Origin of the sequence: Streptomyces sp. NPDC005791 (assembly GCF_042871485.1) — a bacterium.
In the GTDB taxonomy this organism is placed as follows: domain Bacteria; phylum Actinomycetota; class Actinomycetes; order Streptomycetales; family Streptomycetaceae; genus Streptomyces.
This window is the reverse complement of record NZ_JBIAIP010000008.1, coordinates 204,944-228,361: the sequence shown is the minus strand read 5'-3', so window position 1 is coordinate 228,361 and position 23,418 is coordinate 204,944. Positions and strand designations below refer to the sequence as shown.

Below are 23,418 nucleotides of genomic sequence, written 5' to 3'. Positions count from 1 at the left end.
CTCGTGGAAGACCTCGGGCGGTACGGCGCGCGCGAACCCGCCGAGCCCACGGACCACGACCGCGTCGGACCGGCCCCCGAGCATCACGAGGTACGGGTCGGGGTCGCCCTGTGCGGGAAGCCAGGGCGCGGTCTCCGGTCCGCTGTGGCCGGGCGTGCCGTCGGGGGTACGCGAGATCCGGCCGGTGCTGCCGGAGTCGAAGTCGGCCGGCAGGGGCTGCCCGAGCCAGTTCCAGCCGCGCGGTCGGCCCTGCGCGTCGGTGAGCCTGAAGTCCGCGTGGAACGCGCCGCGGTGCGCCAGGTAGCGGGCGGACAGCGCGGGAAGTGTGCCGGCGCCGACGGCGAACGGGGCTGTCACCAGCCGTACCAGGGCGCCGCGCGCCGCCGCGTTCACCGTGTCGGAGGGGTCGAGCAGCAGCACCCGGCGGACCAGGGCGTCCAGGTCCAGGAAGCCGCCGCGGAGCTGCGGGTCCGTGGACCGTAGCCGGTCCAGCCGCTCCAGCGCTTCGGCGGCCCGCTCCCGGTCGACGCCGTTGAGGGCGCCCAGGCCGTACAGCGCGTCGAGGACCGCCTCGCGGTGCTGCTCCGCGTCGTCGGGCGAGACGTCCTGGGGCCTGGCGGCGGTCCCCTGACCGGTGGCGGGAGCGCCGGGCGCGTTCGGCATCTGCGGGACCGGGCGGTTCGGCTCGGTGGCGACGGGCCGCGTGTGGATCGGCCGGTGCGGGAGCACGGCGCGGCCCCTGCCGCCGCCCTCACGCGTCACGGTGCCCGTGACGCGCTCCGGCTCCAGCTCGTCCAGCAGAGCCTGGGCGTGCTCGTCGGGGAAGAGCCCGTCCCGCGCCACGTTCTCCCGCAGCTCCGCCTCGTCGAGCGGGTAGATGTTCCAGTACCGGCCCCAGTTGTCCGTGTAGTCGAGGGCCGGGTCGTGGTCGGGCACGTCGTTCAGTGCCAGCTGGGCCCCGCGCATCACCTCGTGGGCGGTGTGATGGCCCACCGTCAGCGAGATGGCCAGCATCCCGGCCCGGATCAGCCCGAGGTCCAGGTCGAGGCCCCACTGGTCCCGCATGCGGGCGGCGTGCAGTACGAAGCGGTACGTGGACCCGGCGGTGCCGGTCGCCACCAGGCCGCCGGAGTCCTCGGAACGCCCCTGGAAGTCGGAACTCATCGCGAGGTCGTACACCGTCGTCGCCGGCATCCAGGTCAGCCCGGCCTCGTCGACCGCGATGCGGCGCTCCGCCTCGCTCAGCGGCGGACGCGCGTCGTCCGGACGTGCCGGATCCGCCACGGGATGCGGCAGTTCCCTGACCGCCGCCGCCTTCTCGGCAGCGGACATGTCCGATGCCTGGATCTCCATGGCGCGCCGCATGTACGCGGCGTAGACCTCCCGCTGACGTCGGCTCGGCCGCTCCGCGGCGATCTCCGGATGCTGCTCCTCGGCGCCGCCGAGCATCTCCGGCACGAGGTCGTTGGAGATCCCCTCGTACAGGAACGCCACCAGCTCCCGCAGGTTCCCGCTCCTCAGCACCCCCTGGAGAGCCGCGCGGGAGGTGCCGACGGCGCCCGCCTTGAACTTGCTGGTGTCGCCGAATGTCGCCAGCGCGCGCGGATACTGCTGGCGCGCCTTCGTCCACGCCGCGGTCGCCATCTTCCGGAACTCGGCGGTGACCGCCTCGTGTTCGGCCAGGTACTCGCCCAGCCTCCTGTCGAAGGCTTCGGACTCCTCGGCGTACCGGATACGCGCCAGGACCCACGGAGGTGCCCCACTGTTCCTGCGCTCGGGGCCCGGCTGTGCGGAGCGGCCCGGCGGCCGGGAGACGGCGCGCTCGGGGACGGGCGGGGGCTCGGCGGTCGCGGGTCCGGAGGGCCGCGCGGGGGCGGGCTCCTCGGAGCGGGCCGGTTCCCCCACGGGCGTGACGGGTCCCGACGCCCCCGGCGGGACCAGGCGGTGATCGTCGATCTCGATCGTCACCATGCGCCCCTGGGCCGGGTCGGTGGCGCTGCGCACCCGCTTGGCGGCCTTGGTGAGACCGAAGTCCCGTACGCCGACGCGCGGCCCGCTCAGGCCGGCCTGGAAGGTGTCCAGGACCTGGGCCAGCCTGGCCGCGAGCGCCCTGGCCACGACGTCCGCCCGCTCCTGGCCGCTGGACTGCGAGCGGTTGCCGTGCCCGGTGAGGGTGATCGCCGGCATCGGCAGGCCGTGTGCCCGGTTCCAGAGCCCCGCGCGTGCGAGCGAGAGGGCCAGTCCGTCGATCGTGCCGTCCGCGTCGGCGGGGATGCCGTGCTCCCCCTCGTCGAAGCGGATGGCCAGCTGGTGCCAACGCGGCGCGTGGCCGTGCAGCACCACCGTCGTCAGCGGGTTGGCCACCGCGGCCGAGGAGTCGGACAGCAGCGCCGCGTTGACCTCGTGCGCCGACTCACCCGGCCGCTTGCTGTACGCCCGGAAGAACCACAGGTCCTTGCCGTCCATCACCGGCGCGGCGTCCCGCATCAGGTCCCTGGCGCGCGAGCGCGCCTGAGCCACCTCGCGCAGCGCCAACGCGTGCTCGGGCCGGTCCTCGTCGAAGTACCAGGGAATTCGCTCCGCCTGGCGGAGGTCGGCCAGGGCCCTCGCCACGCGCGCGAAGCCCTCCAGGCGGTCCGTCTCCGCCTGGTCCGCACCGCGTTCCCTCGCCTCGGCGAGCCGCTTCTCGGCGCCGCGGGCCAGCCGGGTCAGTTCGTCCTCGCCGTAGCGGTCGAGGTTCTCGTCGATGACGTCGTCGAGGAGCTCGGCCGGTATCCCGCTCCCGGAGTGGGTCTCGTTCTCCAGCGTGATCTGGTGGGTGCCGTCCTCACTGGCCAGTACCACCTGTGCGAAGTGGTACGGGGCGTGCGGGCCCACCTGGTCGCCGGGCTTGGCGTGGTTGTGCGTGAACAGCTGCGCGCCGCCGTCGCTCGTGGTGCTGACCGACTGGATCAGGTAGCCCTCGCCGACTTCCGCCCACGCGTACTCGTTGACGCCGATACGCCGCGCGGCCGAGGCCAACTGGGTGCGCAGCGGGTTGTCCTGCGGCTCGTGGCTCAGGGCCTGGCCGTAGCGCTCGCCCGGTGTGGGGGCGCCCACCACACCGCCGGTGAAGCGTTTGTCCCGGCCCGCCTGGCGTGCGGCCCAGCGCGGGGTGACGTCGGTGGCGGAGCGTGTGCCCTCGGCGACCTCCGTCAGTGCGTGGGCCAGGTGATGGGTTCCGGTGACCTCCCGGCCGTGCAGTGCGTTCACCGGGGCCGTCGAGACGACGTCGCCGGTGGGGCCCCGGAAGGCGATGTGGGACAGGGGCGGGCTCGACGCGCCGGCCACCATCTGGGCGAAGTCCCGTGTGAAGGCGTGTTCCGAACCGCCGGAAGCCGTCAGGAACTCCGGTTCCACGCGGAACAGCGGTTCACCGTACGAACCGTCATCCTTCGGCAGCAGGACGCCGGTCGACTCGTCGGCCTTCAGCCGGATCCCTGCCCCGGCCAGCCGCGCCGACGAACGCTCGATCGCCGCACGCGTGGCGTACACCTGCCGGCTGCGGCCGGTCGTGCCGTCCTCGGCCGCGAGCGTCGCCAGCGACCGGTCCTCGGAGATGTGCAGGGGCGGACGGTCGGCCATGGGGATGGTCCCGCTGTCCTGGCGCGGGAGGATCAGCGCGTCCGGTCCGGTGCCGGCCCGGACCTCCCCGACGGACCGCGGGAGCGGCTGGGTGAACAGGACCCCGGTGCCCCGCTTGTCGATGACGCCGTAGTCGCGCGTCGTCAGCGGGCGGGGACGACGCCCCTCGATCTGCCGCTCGCGCACGGCCTGGTCGACCATGCGGTCGAAGTCCGCGTCGTCGTCGCTGTCGCTGTCGGACCGGTCGTCCTCGCCGTCCGGGTCGGCCGCACTCCCGGTGTCGGCCTCACCGCTGAGGTCCCGGGCGCCCGGCAGCCCGCCGTCGGCGGGCGGCGCGGCCGAGACCCAGCCCGCGCCGGTGTTGCCCTCGCTCAGTTCGAGCATGAGGTGGCGGGTACCGGCCGTCGGATGCGTGGCCAGGCCGACCGGCGCTTCGGGATACCAGACGCGGCGGCCCGTCGTCCCGGCGACGAGGGAGGCGACGGTCGCGGCGTACTCCAGGGGGAGCGCCAGGACGATGTCCGCGCCGCTGGGCCTCCGGGAGTCGTACGAGATGAGCATGGCCAGTTCCTCGGCGCTGCTGACCCGGAAGGCCCGCCCCGGCGCGGCGATCCCGACGGCGCGGCCGTCCGCGTCGGCCGCGACCAGGTAGGGGTTCTGCCACGGAGCGGGCCGTGGGATGACCCTGCCCCGGCCGCGCACGGCGTAGGACGCCAGCTCGGGGGTCGGCAGCCCTGGCCCGGTGAAGTCGCGCCCGACGGCGTTCCCCTCGTCGTCGCGCAGCAGCGTGCCGTCGTCCAGGGCGCCCCGCCCTGTCTCGATCTGCCGCTCGACGAAGTACAGGGCGAGGTCGCCGACTCCCGCGAGGTCGTCCGAGGAGGCGTCGAGCGCCAGCGAACCGAGCACCAGGAAGTCCGCGGGGCCCGGCCGGGTCCCGCGGCCCATGTGCAGGACCTGCCGGGTGACGCGCCTCAGACCGTCGCGCAGCGTCTGCGCCGTCGGGTGTGCCTCCGCCTCCTCCCGGACGAGGTCGTACAGCGCCTCGGAGGTCTCCCGGAGGCGGGCGCGCGGAATGCCGCCCCGCTGGGGGCCGAACACCGTGTCCAGCCAGGCGGGTTCGGCCCAGAACGGGCGCTCGTCGTCGTCGGAGTCCGAGTCGGACTCCGACTCGTCGGGGTCCTCCGCCAGCGTGGGCAGGGTGTGTCCGGGGGGCAGCGGGGGCGGCACCGCGCCGTCCGGACCGGTCTGCGGGGAGGCCGACGGAAGCGACACCGGGTCGACCCATGCGGGCTCCCGGATCTCCGCCGGCGCGTTCCTGCGCGCGTCGGCCCAGCTCGTCCCCTCCGGCGGGGTGTGCGGCTCGATGTCCCCGGCCAACGCCGCCCACAGGTGGAGGTGGCGCGGACGCAGACCGCTCTGCGCGAGGCCTTCGGGCGCCTGCTCGGCGAACGGGCCGAGCAGGCTGCCCGGCGCGTGGAGCCGGTCGGGGTTGCTCGCGTCGCGCGTCTCGTCCCGCAGGAAGAGCTGGTGCGCCAGCTCGTGCGCGAACTCCACCGGATCGGCGTCGGCCCACCAGGCCCGCTGGTTCATCTGCTGTTCCCGGTCGACGAGATCGACCGTCAGGTGGGGGTCCTGGTCCGGCTGTACCGGCTCGACGGTGACGTGCACCCGGTCGCCGTTGGGCAGCGTGTACCGCGGCCCGTTGTAGAACTCCTCCACCCCTTCGAGCACCCGCGCCATGACGGCGTCGGTGTCGGCCTGCCCGTCCCCCGGGTGGAGGGCGAGCCGCACGGTGAGGTCGGTGACGGTCTCGCCGCCGTAGCTGAAGCGCCGCACGTCGAAGGCCGAGCGCACGACGATGCGCGGCCGGTCGTCGAGGTGGGCGCGGGGCGGCGCGGTGGCTTCGGTGGTCTCCCGGAGCGGGATGCGCAGGGCCGTGTCGCCACCGTCCTCCGGCACCAGGTACAGGGCCGCGGCGTCCGCCACGATCCGGTGGGGTGCCGTGTCGTGGTCCAGGTCGGCCATGACGACCGCGAGGGTGTCCATGTTGGCCACCCGGCCGATCCAGCCGCTGTCGCCCCGCAGGATCGCGCCCGTCGCCTCGTGGACGAAGTCGTGGCCGAACCGCGTCCACCCGGCCGGCGGGATCTCCTCCCCGTCCGGAAGCCTGATGTGCCCGGTGTCGGCGACCTCGTAACGGAAGGGCTCCGAGCGGGACTCGGCGGGACGCGTGTACGTGAACCACCGGTTCGGCCGAGGGCCCGTGGCAACCGTCGCGTCGCCCGAGGTCCCAAGGGCCGGGGCCTTGTCCTTCCCGGTTCCGGCGTCGGCGGACAGGTCCGTCGCGGATGCGTCGATGGCCGGTACGTCGGTGGCGGGCACGACGGAGGCCGGGTCGACGCCGCCGTAGCGGGGCCGCATGAGGGTGACCGGGCGGCCGATGGGCCACTGCTCCGCCACCGGGTCGAGACCGTCGTCGGGCGAGCCGCCCGCCAGGCCTCCGGACCGGGCGCGTGGACCGCGGGTGGCCACCTTCCGCAGTCCGCCGCGGTGGTCGTCGACCGTGATGTCCACGACGCCGGCGCCCGCTTCGGCGGTGGCGGACCCTCGGTCGCGCTCCGAGGCCGGATCGACGGTGATCACGTCGGCGGTGAGGTGCGGTTGCGGCGTTCCGTCCTGGAGCGTCGCGAGCGCCTCGGCGAGTTCCTGCCGGAACGACGCCACGACCGCCTCGGCGCGGGCCTTCGCGAGGTCCCGGCCCGTCAGGAGCCCGCTGCGCCGGCCGGTGACCCTGACGTCCGGGAGCGGCAGCCCGTTGGCGGTGTTCCACATCGCCGTCCTGGCCACGATCCCGGCGAGGTACCGCAAAGGGTGCTTCGCACCGTCGGGCGTCTGCTGGGCGCCCTTCTCGAAGGAGATGGTCACCGGCAGTGCCTGCTGGCCGCGGAGCACGACAGCGGTCAGCGGGTTGGCCTCGGCGGCGGGCCTCTCCTCCAGCAGTTCCGCGTTGATGTCGTGGGCCGACTCGCCCGGCCGCTGGGAGTACATCCGCATGTACCACTGGTTCTTGCCCGGGATGACCTGTTCGAGCTGGCCGATGCGCTGCGCGGCGGCGCGGGTGGCGCCCTCCAGTGTCCGCTCGGCCGCGGCGCGCTCCGGTGAGCCGGCCGGCGCCGCGCGCATGTCCGCCTGGGCCTGCTTCGCCCGTACCAGGGCCAGCGTCAGGTCGAGATGGGCGCGCAGCTCGGTGAGGTGTGCGTCGGCGCCGGCCTCCTGCCGCTGCTCGATCTCCCCGCGCAGTCGCGCCGCGGCCTCCCGCAGAGCCTTCAGGTTGTGCACCCGCAGGTTCGCCTTCGCCTCCCCACGGTGCCGGGCGTTCCGCTGCGAGGACCGCGCGTGGTTCTCCAGGGAGATCTGGTGACTGCCGTCCTCGCTGGCCAGGACCACGGTGGCGAAGTGGTAGCCGAAGTGCGAGCGGCTGATGCCTGATTGCGGCTTGGCGTAGTTGCGTTCCAGGCTCGGCTGGCCCTGGTCGCCGGCCGTCGCGACGGACTGGACGACGTAGCCCTCGCCGACGCCGGCCCACGCGTGCTCGTTGACCCCGATCCGTCTCGCGGCGTCCGACAGCGCGTCGCGGCGCGGGTCCTCCGGCTGGTGGAGGCTGAGTGCGCTGCCGTACGCGTGGCCGGGCAGCGGGCCGCCGTCACCGCCGGTGGGCCGGTCGTCCCGGCGGACGTACGAGGACGCCCACGCGGGATCCACCGTGGCGGGCGCCACGTCGCCGTCCGCGACGTGGCCCAGGGCGTCGGCGAGGTGGTGCGTGCCGGTGACCTCGGCCCCGTCGGAGGCGTTGACCGGCGCGGTGACCACCCGGCCGGTGCGGGGATCGCGGAAGACCATGTGGGACGTGCGGGCGTTGTCGGCCAGCATGTCGGCGAAGTCCCGGCAGATCTCCTCCGACGACTGCCCGGACCGGGTGAGGAAGTCGGGCGTCACGCGGAACAGACGCTTCGTGCCCCCGTCGGGGGTGGGCAGCAGGATGCTCAGGTCCTCGTCGGTCCGCAGACGCATCGCGAGGCCCGCGCGCGCCAGACCGACCGACGAGCGGGCGACGGCTTCCGCCGTCGCGAAGACCTGCTGTCCGTACGCGCCGTTCTCGACCGCGAGCGTACGGTCCGACGCGATCCGCAGGAGGGGCCGCTGGGTGGCGAGCGTCTCGTAGTAGCCCTGCACGGACAGGGCCAGCTCGGGGGCGCCCTCCGTGCCGGCCAGCGCCTGCGGCCTCTGCCAGGTGCCCTCGATGCCACCGGGCTTGCGGAAGAGCACGCCGTCACCGCGGTGGTCCACGACCCCGTAGTCCCTCGTCGTCAGCGGCTTCTGCCGGCGCGCCTCGATACCGTCAGCGGGCTCGGACCCGTTCTCGTACAGGTCGACGATGTCCTCGACGTCCGCCTCGCTGGTGCCGTCCGCGCCCGGTCCGACGGAGGCCCATGCCGTGCCGACGCCGTCAGGGAGCGGCCCCAGCGTGATGTGGTCGGAGCCGGACCGCCAGTCCGTCGACGGCCGGGGGCCGTGCTCCGAGTACCAGACCCTGGAGCCCGTCAGGTCGGCGACGTGCCGTGCCAGGAACGCGATGTCGCCGTGGGGGAACGCGAGGACGACATCGGCTCCCGGAGGCCGTGCCGGGTCCCTCGCGACGAGCCGGGCGAACTCACCGGGGTCGTCCAGGGTGAGCCGGCCGCGCGGCGTCATCAGGTGAACGGCGTCCGCACCCTCCTGGGCGAGGACCACGTACGAGTCCTGCCAGGGTGCGGTCCAGGTGACCAGACTGCCGTCCTCGCTCTCCAGCGCGTACGAGTTCAGCGGCGGCGCCTGGTCCCCGGTGCCGGTCCAGTTCCGCCCGGTGCCGGCCTCCGGCACCAGCTGGGTGTCCTGGCTCAGGACGGCGTCGTGCTGGGTCAGGTAGTCGGCGAGGGCGTCGGCGTCGGACAGTTCGTCAGGGGAGGCGCTCAGGGCCAGGGAGCCGAGGAGCAGCAGGTGCTGTCCGTGCACCGGGACGTCCGGTCCTAGGTCCAGCACCCGCCTGGTCAGGTCGTGCAACGCGTCCAGCTCGCCGGTCGCCACGGACGACGACTCCTCCCTCAGGGCGAGTTCGCGCAGGGACGACACCGTGTCGAGAAGTGTCTCGGGCGAGTGGTCGTGCCTGGCCGCGGCACCGAAGAGGAGGTCGAGCCACGCCTCCTGGCGGGCGTCCGGGGCACCGTCCTCGCTGTCGGTGTCGCCGCTGTCGTCGACGAAGCGGAACTGCGCCAGATCGACTTCCTGGGCACCGTCCTCGCTGTCCGTGTCACTGCTGTCGTCGGACCCGCGCGACGGCAGGGGGAACGATCCGTCCTCGGTACCCGCCGTCCCCGGCACCTTGGCGGCATCGGCACCGGACAGCGTGCTCAGCTCGTACGCCTCTTCCTCGCCCGGCAGTCCCGGGAGCCCTGCGGGGTCGCTGCCGTCCGGTGACGGGGGCAGCGGAACGGCGGCCGGGTCCGGTTGCGGGGCGGGCGGGGCGGGCGGCGCCGCTTGCGGGACAGGCGGCGCGGGGGTGCGCTGGAGCAGGGGTACGAAGTCGCCGCCGCGCCGCCGGAGTCGGAGGTGCGTCCCGTCGGCGGACGGACCGGGGTAGGTGTGGGCGGTGCCGTTCTCCTCGACCAGGGTGACGGTGGTGCCGGTGGTGGCGGCCGCCCACTCGGCGGCGGCCCGGTCGGCCCCGGGGCCCCAGGGTGCTGCGGCGAGGTGGCGGCGCAGGTGACCGTCGAGGGCCTCACGGCTCGGCGCGGGCGCGCCGGGCTGCACCTTCATCGGCGGTGGTGCGAAGAGGGTGTCGCGTTCGGCGGGCTCACCGGGCAGGCCGTTCAGACGCATCAGCTGGGCGGGCGACGCTTCGGCGCGTGTGCGCAGCCGTGCCGCCTCGCGGCGGTCGAGCCCGGGCTGTCCTGCGGCCTGCCGCAGGGCTGTGGTGAGTGCGCCGAAGAACCCGTTGCCGCGGCCGGTGGGCGTGCCCTGGGTGTAGGTGGCACCGTCGGGCGCGGTGAGGACACCGTCCCGGGCGAGGCGGTAGCGCGGCCGGCTGCTGTCGGTGGGCAGCCAGGGCGCGGTGGTGTGGCTGCGGTGCGCGGTCGGGGCGTGCCCGTCGTCCGTGCCGGAGGTTTCGGATGCCGGGGGTCCCGGCAGCGGGGCGGCGACCGGGGCCGCGGTGCCCGGCGGGAGGGCTGCGTGGAAGAAGCCGTCGGCTGAGAACAGCACCGGGTCGGCGGCCGGGTCGACGGCGGCCGGATCGACGCCGTGCGGGAGGAACAGCTGATCGTGGCCCTCGCCGGTCACCACGGTCAGCGGGGTGCCGAGGACGCGCGCGGCGAGGGCGGGCAGCAGGTCTGCGCCGCCGTTGTCACCGGCGCGGCGCTCGGTCGTGTCCGGTGCCCCCTGCTGTCCGGTGCCGGTCGGCTCGCTCGTGAACGGGCGGAACAGGGCGGCGGTCGCCAGCGCCACACGCTGGCCGGGCGTGAGCCAGAGCGTCAGGGGGAGACGGCCGAAGGCGTCGAACTCGGCCTGCTGGGCCGGAGTCAGCACCACACCCGCGGCGTCCAGTTCGTCCTGCGTGAAGGTGTCTGCGACGTCCAGGGCGAGGGCGTCGAGCAGGTCCTCGTTGCCGTCCTCGCCCAGGGCCCAGGCGAGGCGGTCGCGGGCGGCACCGACGGCCTCGGCGGTGACCTCCGGGTCGCCGGGGGCGCCCGCGAAGCGGGCGGCGAGGTCGTTGCCGAGCAGGTGGGGCAACCGGCCCCGGGCCTCGGCGCCGGCGAGCAGCGCGTGGAAGAACGAGGCGCCGTCGTGCGGCACGTCGTGCACCTCGCGCACCGTGGCGCCGTCCGGCGAGGTGAGGGTGCGCGGGGCGGAGTCGCCGCCGCCGGTGATCGCGTACGGTTCCGGCGCCTCGGAGCGCCATCCCGGCTCGGAGTACGCCTGGGGCAGGTCAGGCACCGGGACCGAGGCCGAACCCTGGTGATGTGCGGTGAGGCGGGCCGCGGCGAGGTGCAGCCCGTGGTGGTCGGCGGCAGCGGCGTCGGTGCGCGCCTCCCACAGCCGTACCTGGTCGCGGGCCGCCTGCCAGGCCACGACCGCCGGGGCCTGGGCGAGGTCCCGCGGCAGCACGGTCGCGAGGCGGGGGTCGTCGTCTCCGAGCGCGGTCCGCTCCGCCGGGCTCAGCGAGAGCCACGCCTCACGGGCCCGTGCACGTGCCTCGTAGTACTCCTTCTCGGCCGTGGCGAGGTCGGCGGCTGCCTTGGCCATGTCGTCCCAGGCCGTGCCGACCTCGTCGGGGAACGTGCTGTCGTCGAGCAGGCCGTAGTCGCGGGCGATGTCCTCACGCAGCCAGACCAGCGCGGTGGTCTCGGCCTCGGCGGCGCGCGGCCCGCGCCGGGCCGGGCCGAGCGCGCGCAGCGGGCGGCTGTGGGTGATCCGGTGGTCCACCTCGGCCACCGCCAGCCAGCTCACCGGAACCGCGAACAGCATGCTGCGGTCGGTGACGACCTTGACGTGGGTGCCGAGGGTGGTGTCCACGGCGCCCTTGAGCGCGGTGCCGTCGTTCGCGCCGGCGATCGGGACGGTGCCTCCGGGATTGGTCATACCGGCGTTGCTGTTGCCGGCCAACGGCGCGGTGCCCACCGCGCCCTCGACGTTGTCGGTGATCCCGGCCTCCAGGGCGTAGGAGGCCTTGCGCCGTTGCATGGCCTCCATGCGGGGCTTGCTCTCCACGGCGAGCAGCCGCGCGCCACGGCGGTGCATCTTCGCGTAGAGACGGGAGTCCGCGATGTGGGACTGGCCGAAGAGACGGGCGGAGGACTGGGCCGGCAGCCGGGACCCGTCCGCACCGAGCGCCTCACGGAATCCGGCGGTCAGACCGCCTTGGGAGGTGGCCTCCTCCTGCGCCTGCGCGGGAGCCGTGCCCAGGCCGGTGAGCGGAGTGTGCCGCGCCATGCGCACGCGGGAGGTGAGCTCCCGGCCCGTGTGCCGTGTGCCGAGGTCGCTGTCACCGAGGCCGTCGGCGCGAGCGGTGGCGAGGGTCAGCGCGTCGTGCACACCGGCTGCGCCACGGATGTCCACGGCGAGGATGCCGGAGCCGATCCGGTCGTCGAAGGGCAGGATGTCGGAGGCGGATCCGGTCGTGCCGCCGCCGGAGGCGCGCCAGGTGGTGACGCCCTCCGGCCGAGCCTGGTCGGCCGTCAGCATGCGTACCGCGCGCTCCGGTTCGGGTATGTCCTGCTCGGTCACCGCGCCGTCGTCCCCGTCACCCACGGGGGTGAGCAGACCCGCGGGGGCGATCTCGTTGAGGGTGCCGACCTGCGCGACGGCTCGCGGCGACAGCGCGTCACCGGCCCTGTCCGTCATGGTGACGGACAGGATGTAGCTGGTGACGATCTCCACGTGTGCCTGCGTGGTGGCGATGTTGGGCATCGCCGTGCTGCCGTCGGTCTCGGTCCGGTTGCTCGCCCGCTGCTTGGCCGCCGTGCCCTGGAGCGAGGGGTTGGCGACCAGGACGCCGTCGCCCGCCGCGCGCTGACCGGCACTCAGGGTGAGGTCGGCGCCACGGTCCTGGGTGGCGCTGTCGGTGTCGTCGCGGGCGATGGTCCGGTAGTCCTCCAGTTCGTACCCGGTGCGCAGCCGCTCCACGGTCGTGGTGACCGGTGTCAGCTTGAACCTCACCTGTCCGGGACTGCCCCCGACCGGCAGGTGGTGCGGGCTGGACCAGGCGCGGTAGCGGACCGGCAGACTCATCCCGTCGGTGGTCAGCTCGTGCAGGTGAGCGCGCAGGAAGTCCGGCGAGAGCCGCTGCAGGACCTGTTCCCGGTCGTGCGAGGGGACGCCGATCTTCTCCAGGCGCGGCAGGAGCTGCTGCGCCGCCCCGCTCGCGTCCAGCTGGCCGCTGGGGTGGGTCGGGAAGCGTCGGCGCCGCAGGAACGCCGGCACCCGGTAGCCGCCGCCGAGGTTGCGCGGTGTGGTGGTGCCCAGCCCGTCCGGGGCGAGACCGGCCTCGATGGCGTCCTGTATCGGCAGGTGGAACATGACGGCGTCACGGATCCGCTGGAGCGCCGCGGCGGCCCGGCGGGGGGACAGACCGCGCCCGAGGCGCTCCGACAGCCGCCCTGCGGCTGAGCTGACGCGTGCCCCGGCACGGGTACCGACCGTACCCATCGCGGCCGTCCACCGGTCGCGCACCGCCACGGTCTCCACGGCGTCGGCCACCACCAGGTACATCCGCCCCGCGAAGGTCAAGGTGGTGTTGCGTCCTCGGCTGAGGGCCTGCGAGGCGCCGCGGCCCTTGCCCCAGGCGTACTGGAGCGCGGTCGAGTAGGAGCCGACGACCGCCTGTTCGCCGGGGAGCTGCTGCAGGGGCATGTAGCTGCCCTGGACGCCGAGCGTGCTGCGGGAGACGGTACTCGTGCTGCCGACCACCCGGTGCTCGTTGCCGATGGTGTTCTCCAGGCTGGCCGGCTTCGGATCGCTCTTGACGCGTACGTTGTCCAGCTCGCCACGGATCGCGCCCTTCAGGTAGTGCGTCCGGAACGGTCCGGCACCGTTGAGTCCGGTGATCCTGGTGCCGAACGGCCCGAGATACTGCCCGAGTTGACCGGCCACAGCGAGGCCGTCCATCGCCCGGCGCAGCGCGGTGCGCACCGGTGCGCCAGGCGCGCTGACGTGCCAGGAGCTGCCCGAGGCGAGGTCGGCGGTGTCCTGCATCAGCTGCTGCCGCTGGGGGCCGCCCTCGGCGCTGAGGACCACGTGCGGCGCGCTCAACAGCCGCCGGACGAGCCGTCGGCCGTGCGAGTCCCGCCTGGGCAGCGGGAGGGTGCCGTCGAGGAGCCGGTCCGCCTCGGCTGCGGAGAGACGCCGCGGCACGGGCGTGGCAGCGGGCGCGGGCGCCGTACCGCCGGCGGTCGGGTCGGCGGGGGCGTGGCGGTCGGAGCCGTGCGCCGCGGGCACGGCCAACTCCACGCGTCCCACGGTCTCGGTGCCCCGGCTGAAGAGCGGTCGCTCCTCGACCTTGCTGACGAAGACGCCCGCACCGAGCAGACCGACCGACAGGAGCCGGGCCCAGCCGCGCGGACGGCGGTGGCCCTCGAAGGAGGCGCCCAGTTCCACCTGGTAGCTGTAGAGGTCGGCACCGTTCTGGAACGCCAGGTGGTCGTGGGTGACCGTGATGGTGCTCCGGGAGCCCTTCTGGTAGGTGCGGGCGTAGCGGGCGCCCACCGAGGCGCTCCCGGTCTGGCGCGGGAGGTTCGCTCCGGGCACCTTGTCGTGGTCGCGGGGCGAGACACCGACCTCGACACCGGCGGAGTAGGTGCTCGCCTCCTGCTGCCCCTGCCCGGAGACCTCGTTGCCGATCACCCCGTTGCGCAGTGACCGCTCGCTCATGGTGGTCTCGAACCGGCGGTCGGCCAGCCGCGCCCGCAGGATCAGCGTGTGGTGGCCGCGGCGCACCTTGCCGTCCTCGGTCAGCGATACCGGGACTCCGGTGGTGGTCAGCTGGTCCAGACTCTGTGTGAGGGTGGGCCGGTTCAGCGCCTCGCGCACCTGACGGTCGTTGTGCAGCGCGGTGCGCAACCGCCCGTCGCCGTACCAGAACCGGGCCAGCCGGGGGTGCCGCAGCATCAGCGGCGGCACGAACATCGACGGGTACGAGCGGTGCAGGGTGTCCAGGACGGCGTCCGTGAAGACCCGCATGGGGTCCTGGGGTGCGGTTCCGTCCTGGGGAGCGGGCGGCTGCGGGGTCGGGAGGGGCGTCTGCTGAAGAGCATCGGGTGTCGGCTGCTGGGGCACGGGCGGCTGCGCCTGGGCGCGCGCCTGCGGGCGGAAGCCCTCCGCCCGGACCTGGCCGCCCAGGTGCACCGGGTCCTCACGGGTGAGGTACCACGGCACCGGCGGCTCGGCGTCGGGGTTCGGTCCCGTACGGCCGGGCGTACGGCTGTCCCAGCCCGCGAGACGGCGGGCGTCCTGGGTGGCGATCCAGTCCAGGCTGACCACCCGCACCGGCCGGGCGGCGGAGGCCGGCTCACCGGCCTTGCGGACCATCAGGGTGCGCTCCACCTGGTAGAGCGCCGTCGGATGGTTCCGGACCCTGCCGGTGACCTTGCGGGCCGCGTCGGTGCCCAGGTAGTGGCCCCGCCCGGCGGCGAGGTCCATGCGCACCAGGGGGCCGCCCTGGAGGCGTACGTCGGTCTCCGGCCCGACGAGCGTGTAGTTCGGTCCGGCGGTGACCTGGAACCCGAACCGCGTGTCGCGGACGTGGCCGCGCTGGTTCTGGTACGTGGTCTGGGTGAGGTCGCGCACCTCCGCCTTGGCCGACTCGGTGACCAGCACGGCACGGTGCGGCAGCGAACGCTCCACGACCAGATGGCCCAGCGGGTGCTGCCCGCTGCCCCGGGTCAGCTCGGGCCCGCTGACCGGCCCGGTGAGCCGCCCGAACAGCCCGAGCATCCTCCCCGGGCGGACGTACGAGATCAGTGTCCGGTGCGCCGAACTGCCGGGCCGCGCACCGGAGATCTCCAGCGCGACGTCCTCCGGCGGGGCCATCATGTACAGGCCGGCGGAGTCGGTGAGCCGGGGCTCCACCCCGTCCGGGAAGGTCAGCGTCTCCGGCGCCCGGCGGGGCCCCGTGAACGGCACGGTGAGGTCGTCCGGCAGCCGCCAGCTCAGCCCGTCCCGCATGCCGAACTCCGCGGTGTGCACCTGGGCACGCTGCCAACGCGGCCCCGGCACGGACGGACCGGTGGGAGCGGCCGTCCGGCTGTCCGGACCGGTGCTCTTCGGCGCCTCGGTGACCCGCTCCACCCGCACCCGGTAGTGGACGTCGTCCAGGTGCAGGTGCGAGCCCTCGTGGGCGCGGTACTCCGCCTGGTGGTACGCGGATGTTCCCTGGCTGTAGTCCGTCCGGCGACTCCAGCCCAGGGACGTGCCTATCTTCAGGAGCCAGTTGAGCGGCGGCCCCATCCCGACACCGGCGGCGATCCGACGCCCGAAGCCCACGCTGCGTCCGCCGCCCGTACCCGCCTGCCCGCGCCGCGTCGTGTCCACGCGGACCGTGGCGCCTCCCACGTCGGAGAAGCGTTCCCACCGGTGGTACGGGACTGCCTCGACGGTCATCTCCAGGCCGACTCCGGACTTCTCCCGGCCCACGAGCCGGGCGCCGCGGGGGGCGGTGAACGCCGAGGGCTGGTCGGTGAGCAGACGCAGCAGTTCCGCCTCGTCGAACCGCGCACGCAGCGTCGCCGGCAGCGTGTCCATGATCTGCCGGGCGGCCAGCTCCGGTGAGCGCAGGGTGAGCACGCCGGGCCCCGCGAGCAGCCCGGTGGGCGCGCCCTGCCGCGCCCCGTCCGGGGCGGTGTCGCGCGGGTCGGCGCCGGGTCTGATCAGGACGGCGGGCAGCCTGCTGCCGTCCTCGAAGGCGACCGTGCGCGGTGCCGGCCCCGGCGGCCGGGCGTCCTCGCCGGTCAGCAGACGGGCGGGGCGGTGCCGTTCGAGCTGGGTCTCCAGGGGTACCAGGTCGCCCCGGTCGGGAGTCTCGGCAACGTCGAGATCGGTGATCCCGGCCATGCTGCGCAGCCACTCCCCGAACGGGCCGGAGCCGTCCGGCTCCTGAGAGACCGGTGTCCCGGTGGGCCGGGCCGACTCCGAGTCCGAGTCCGACCGCGAGTCCGACTCCGAGTCCGACTCCGAGTCCGGCTCCGAGTCCGGCTCCGGAGTGGGCGCCAGGGCGTCGTAGTGGTCGCTTCCGTTGTACGCCAGGTGCAGGGGGCCGCCGATGCCGCCCGGATTCAGCTCGGTGACGAGGAGCTCACCCGTCCCGTGCGGGTCGGGCCGCACGAGACGCAGGTCGAGGTCGAGCGTGTGCGCCAGCGCTTCCGGGAGCAGGTCGGAGAAGGGGGACGACCACAGCCCTGGGCGTTCCGCGGCGGCGGCGAGCAGGCCCCGCCCGCCGAGCCGACGCGCGTCGGCGGGCGTGGGCGCCACCTCGGCGAGCTGCGGATACCCGCTGTCGGCGAGGATCTCCTGCCACCGGCCCGCGTCGCCGTCCGTGACGACCTCCCGCGCGACGCGGTTCCACTCCTCGGTGATCCGGCGCAGAGCGTCCACGTCGTCGACCCCGGCCAGGGCGCGCATCCGGAGGTCGTCCACCACGGTGAACACCGGGTCCGGTACGGCGATGTCGGCGACGGCGCCCAGCTCGGATCCGATGACGCGGTCCCGCACCAGACCGCGCAGCCCGGCGATGTTCCGCGCGGCCCAGGCGGGCGGCACGTCCCTGCTCCGCGCGCTGTCGAGCAACGCCCGGAAGAGGCAGTTCCCGTCGCCTCGGACGGCCACCCGGTGGAAGGCGAGACCGTCCGCCCGGACGAGGTCCGCCGGGCCGGGCGTCGTCCCGGGGTCCTTGCCGGACAGGGAAGGCGGGACAGGGGCGACCGTGTCCGCTCCGGTCCAGGTGAGCTGGGCGTTCTCGTTCCCGGGAGCGAACCGGAGAAGCGGCTCCCCGTCAGGCCCCCGGTGCTTTTCGACGATCTTGTCGAAGAGGGACTTGTCGAAATCGGTCGGCGGATTCCAGAACATGTGCGCGCCGTGCACCACGGCCAGGTCCTTCGCCCGCATCTGCGCGATCAGCGCGTCATGCGCGGGATGCGCGAGCCGCGTACCGCCCGGCGTCGACACGTCGAACAGATCGTGATCACCGGTGATCGGACGACGACCACCGTCCGCACCCACCCCGAAGACCACCCCGTCCCGCACGACGAACCTGTTCTCCGCCTCGAACGCCGCCATCTTCGCGCCCAGCTCACGGAACTCCGTCGACCGCTGATTGAAACGCGACAGAACCCTCTCCGAAGCACCCTCCGGCACAGATTCCGCCGCAGGCATCACCGGCTTGAAAAACCCGACGAGCCCGATGTTCCCCGGATCAGCACCCAGAAGAACATCGACCTGGTTCACCGTCTTGGCCTTGATCTCCTGAGGCTTCGGCAACGCCCCCGCCTCGAGCCACTTCGGAGCGAGGAGATTCGTCGGACGCACATCGATGACCACGTTCCGGTCCCGCGCCACATCACGGAACCCCTTGAAATTCTTCTCCGGCATCCCGTACGCGTGCCGCGCCGTGTACGCGTTCACCTCACCGCTCACGAGGGGCTTGGTCCAGGTGAGCTGGGCGTTCTCGTTCCCAGGAGCGAACCGGAGAAGCGGCTCCCCGTCAGGCCCCCGGTGCTTTTCGACGATCTTGTCGAAGAGGGACTTGTCGAAATCGGTCGGCGGATTCCAGAACATGTGCGCGCCGTGCACCACGGCCAGGTCCTTCGCCCGCATCTGCGCGATCAGCGCGTCATGCGCGGGATGCGCGAGCCGCGTACCGCCCGGCGTCGACACGTCGAACAGATCGTGATCACCGGTGATCGGACGACGACCACCGTCCGCACCCACCCCGAAGACCACCCCGTCCCGCACGACGAACCTGTTCTCCGCCTCGAACGCCGCCATCTTCGCGCCCAGCTCACGGAACTCCGTCGACCGCTGATTGAAACGCGACAGAACCCTCTCCGAAGCACCCTCCGGCACAGATTCCGCCGCAGGCATCACCGGCTTGAAAAACCCGACGAGCCCGATGTTCCCCGGATCAGCACCCAGAAGAACATCGACCTGGTTCACCGTCTTGGCCTTGATCTCCTGAGGCTTCGGCAACGCCCCCGCCTCGAGCCACTTCGGAGCGAGGAGATTCGTCGGACGCACATCGATGACCACGTTCCGGTCCCGCGCCACATCACGGAACCCCTTGAAATTCTTCTCCGGCATCCCGTACGCGTGCCGCGCCGTGTACGCGTTCACCTCACCGCTCACGAGGGGAGCCGGGGTCGGCTTCTCCTCCTGGGGGGTGGCCGCGGGCGCCGGGTCGTGCAGGCGGCGTGCCAACTCGGCGGTGTCCTCGGGGCTGAGAGCCAGCTCGGACAGAGGCAGCGGTGTGTTCGACGACAAGGACCAGACGACGTCCGCCGACGGCGCGTAGGAGAGCCCGCGCACGTCCTCCTGGGAGACCGGTGTGGCCGGGGACAGCTCGGGCGGCGGCGGGGGCAGCAGTTCCTCGAGCGTGGTGTCGGGGCCCGCACCGGCCCGCAACTCCGCCGCCGCCCGCAGGAACGCCTCGTACTGCTCACGTGTGGGGTCGGCGGAGGAGTCGTCGGTGGAACCGGCCGCGGGGCCGCCGGTGGCGGCGTGCCAGTCGGTGGTCATCCGGCGCAGCAGGTCCGGGGTCATCCGCCCGTCGCCGTAGCGGGCCGCAGTGTCCGGGTCGAGCCAGCGCAGGCCGTCCACGTACGCGAGCCCGGCGAGCAGCTCGCGATTCTCCGGCCGCTGTTCGGCGTCGGGGCCGAGGGCGTCGCGCAGTGTGCGGATCTGCTGGAGCGTACGCGCCCGGGTGAAGGCGTCGGCCGGTTCCGGGCCCGCGTGCAGGCCGGCGTCGCGCGCCACTGCGTCCAGGTCGGCGCCGGTGGGCTCCGGAGTGAACAGCCGCCACCGTCCCGGCCCATCCGGGCCGTCGGTGAGCACCGCGCGGACCTCGCCGTTCCGGTCACGGGCCGTGCCCACCTCAGTGGTCGGCGCGTACACCCGCCGACGGCGGGTCCGGTTCGCCACGTGCTGGCCCACCGGCAGCCCCGCCACCTCGGGCTGCCGTCCGGCCTCGCAGGAGTACAGCACCAGCGGCCGGTCCAGGTCGTCGTCACCGTCCGCCCAGATCCGGAGCGCCTCGCCGAACTGCACGCCGCTGAGCTTCACGGTGGGGCGCGCCGCGTCCTCGGTGCCGAGGGTGACGGTGCGGGAGGTGGCGTGTGTCACGAAGTATTCGGCGCCGCGCTCGGTGCCCGCACCGGGGAGCGGGGCCGGCGGGCCGGTGAACACGGTACGGCGGGTGGACGGCGCCACTTCGGTCCCTGCGGCGGAGTCCGTGGGCGGGAGTGCGGAGGGGGATGCGGGGACGGACACGGTGCGTACGCCGCGGAAGGCGTCCTGGCCGAGCAGCGCCCTGCGCCCCGCGTCGTGTGCCGTACCGTCGTCGGCCGTGCTCTGCGAGATGGTCAGGGTCCGCACGGCTCGGCCCGGCGTGGGCTGTACCGCCGTTTCCGGTATCAGGCGCCGCAGCTGGGCGGTCGGCACGGTGAAGCCGTCGAGGGTGACGACGACGGGCTCCCTCGCCGGGCGCTGTGACCCGTTTCCGCCGACGTCGGAGACACCGCCGTCAGCGGGGCGTACGACGATCCGGGCGGGCGGCTGGGGAGGTGCCACGGGCGGAGTCGCGGGAGAGGTCTCCGGTGTCGCCTGAGCGGGCGGGGGCGTGGTTCCGTTCCCGGTGCCGTGTCCCGCGCCGGGGCCGACGTCCTGTCCTGCGGCCCCGGCACCGGTTGTTCCGCCTTCGCCCGACTCCAGGTGCAGATCGGTGGCCGTCTCGCTCCAGGGGCGCGAGAAGGTGGCGATCTTGGCCGGGCCGGACTCGACGCCGGACGTGGACTCCGAGACGGCTCCGTCGCCGCGTACGGGCGTCGCCGTGTCCGAGCCGGGCGCCGTCGGCGGGGTGGCGTCCGTGGAGGTGACGACCGGGGCGCTGTCGGCCGTCCCCGTGCTCCGGGTGGCGGGCGGGCCCGCCGGGCCGAGGGCGTCGGCGAGCGGCAGCAGAACGTCCGCGCCGGGGAACGAGGTGCCCGGGGTGTCGGTGGCGCCGTCAGCCGTCGCGACCTGCGCGGGGGCGGTGAGCGGACGGACCTGGACCGGGGCCCCAGGCCCCTCTCGGGTGAGCTCGACCGCGGCACGTACCGGGCGTCCTGCTCCCTCGGGCGTGACCGCCGGTCCCAGCACCACGGCCCGGTCGGTCCCGGCCCCGTCCAGCAACTCGGCCGCCTCCGGCGACCCCTCCCCCGGCGGCGGCACCTCCGACACCACGATCGTCAGGGGCGGTGCCGGGACGGTGCCGGGGTTTCCGACGGGCGTGGAGCCGGACTTCAGGTCGGCCGTGCCGCTGACATCACGTACGTCGCCGGTGTCGGCGAACGAGCCGGTGGTGCTCACCTTCGGCGGAGCCGTGACGGTGTCGGCAGTGGAATGGGGAGCGGTCTCGGCGGTGGGGTCGACGGCCGGAGCGGTGGTGGTGTCGACCGTGGTCACGACGGCCGTGGGGGTGTCGCCCGTGGCGCTGTCGCCGACGGGGGTGGTGACGCTCCCGCCGGAGTCCGGCGTGACGTCGGTCCCGTTCGGGTCGACCGCCTCCGGCGTGGGAGTGGTCTGCGTGGAGTCGTCCGTCGCGGTCGGCGAGCCGTCCACCGGGACTACGCCGTCCGGAGCACGGGTGCCCTGCGGGGACGCGGCGGAGGAAGCCGGGGCGCCTCCCGCCGTGGGCACGCCACCCGGCCGTGCGCCGCTGCCCGCTCCGGGAGTGGAGGAGGTCGTGGGGCTGCCGCCTGTGGCAACGGGGGTGGGGTTCGCCTGGCCCCCCGGCACGGTGGCCGTGGTGTCGTTCCGGCCCGCCGCTTCCTCGGGAGACGTCTGGAGGCTGCTCTCCGGGACACCCTGGGTGTCGCTCTCGGGAGACCCTTGCGCAATGTTCACCGGAGCGGCCGGGACGTTGCTCTCCGGAGACGGCGACGTCACAGCGGATTCCGCCGGAACGTCCACAGCGACGTTCTCCGGGGACTGCCCGAGTGCGGCACCCGGCCCGTCCGCGACATCGTCCGACGGCGCGTCCAGGCCGTGGTCCACCCCGAGGCCGGCATTGTCCCCGGTGGGACGTGCGGCGGGGTTTCCCGAGGTCGTGGTGGGGCTGTTGCCGGAGGTGCCGGGACTGTTCACCGCACCCGGGCCGTCCGCCGCGCCAGGGCCGCCGACCGTACCGGGACTGTTCACCGGATGGGGTTCGCCCACCGTGCCAGGGCTGTCCACCGTGCCGGGAGTGGCGTCCACCGCGATCGGGGCGTCCACCGTGACCTGGGTGCCGAAGCCGTCGAGCGCGCGGCGGACCTCGTCCGTGTCGACGTGGTTGGCGGGGCTGCCCCCGGCAGGCACAACCCTGACCTCGGGCAGCTGCGACAGGTTGCTGTGCAGGCTGTCGCGGACACCGATCTCGGCACTGCCGGGCGGCTGGGCGCCGCGCAGGGCGGCGAGGTCACGCAGCGCCTGCTCGCGGACCTCGGCGGGGCCCTGGTGCACCTGCTGCCACAGCGCGTTCTCGGTGGCTGTCGTGGGCAGCGGCCCCGGTGAGTACGGCGGCGGGTCCAGGGACGTGTACGGCGGCGGGTTCTCGGAGACGTACGGCGGAGGCGACTGGCTGCCGTTGACGGCCCCCGGTCCGGTGGTCTGCTGGGAGACCGGCGGGGCTGAGGTGAGCGTGGGACCGTCGCCGCCGGTGGTGTCCGGACGCGAGGGACCGTCGGTGCGCTCCGAGCCGCCGCCCGAGCGCGACGAACCGTCGTCGGAGTCCGTGGTGCCGCCCGAGACGGTGGGCGGCGGGTTGCGCAGCTTGTCGATGGCGTGGCGCAGCTCGGCGGCGCTGTTCACGGCGGTGTCGCTGAGCGTGGCCTCGACCTGGCTGCTGATGCCCGCGCCGACGAAGGTGGACCAACTGGTGGACCAGTCGCCGTCGAACGCGCCCTTGATCAGGATCTCCGCGAGCGCCTCGCCGGAGCCGGCGGCAAGGAAGTCGGTCACGCCCTTGAGCCCGTAGTGCCCGGCCAGAGCGCCGGGCCGGTCGGCGTTGAAACGCAGGATCTGGTTGTTCCGCCACAGCTCGGTGTTGTTCCGGAAGGAGAGCGGGTTGTTCCGGAAGGTGACCGGGACGTGGTTGTTCGAGGGGTTGGGGCCGTTCCCGTACGGGGTGGGGTCCGGGCGGTCACGGTCGGGGCCCGGGGCGGGGTCCGGATTGGGTTTGGGGTTCGGGCCGTAGGTGTCGAGGTCGAGGTTCGGGTCGTTCTTCAGGTTGGGGTTGTTCTTGAAGTCGAGATCCGGGGCGTTCTTGAGGAAGTTGTTGTCGAAGCTCCTGACGATGCTCCGCGCGAACTGGTCGAAGACGCTGGTGAGGAAGCCCGCCGCGGCGCCGAACGCGGCGGCCTTGCCGATGTCGCTCCAGTCGATGCCGTCGGGACGACGGCCGTCCGGGGCGAAGTTCATCATCGCCAGCCGCACCGCGAAGGTGGTGAACGCCTCGGCGAACGCCTCGGTCAGCGAGGGCGCCAGATGCAGCCGCTGGAGCAGGTGGCTGAGCGTGGTGAGGATGAAGAACCGGCTGCGCATCTTGGCCAGCATGATCTGGCTGGCCGATGCGCCACCGGTGAAGAACGACATCGCCAGGTAGATGGCGATCTCGATGAGCAGCCGGATGATCTCGGCGATGACCTGCCACTTGGACTCCATGATGTCCATGGAGGTCTTGCGCCGGCCTTCGGCGATCTTGTCGAGCTGCTCGGCGAAGTCGCGCAGGTAGTTCTTGCCGCCGTCGTCGATGAGCATGCCCATCGCCTTGCCGTAGGACTTGGCGAGGTCGTCCGGCATGGATTCGCCGATGTCGTGTACCGACTTGTCGATCAGCGAGGACAGCCTGTCCAGCTTCTGTCCGAGGCCGGAGTAGGGCCGACGGCTCTCGAAGGCGAGATCCTCGTCGGCGTCCATGAGCCTCTCCCCGGTGAGGATGAAGATCATCGCGTTGACCTCGGGCGAGACCTGGATGCTCAT

Annotated in this window: 1 protein-coding gene (running past one end of the window); it reads right to left on the bottom strand. The window is 73.6% G+C overall.

Annotation, left to right across the window (positions count from 1 at the left end; all coding sequences use genetic code 11):
• Positions 1 to 23,418 carry the 5' portion of a lonely Cys domain-containing protein gene (locus tag ACFYSH_RS17955; protein ID WP_388753495.1) on the bottom strand. The gene continues 14,847 nt to the left of window position 1, outside the view, so only the first 23,418 of its 38,265 coding nucleotides appear in the window; it begins with the start codon at positions 23,416 to 23,418; the stop codon falls past the left edge of the window.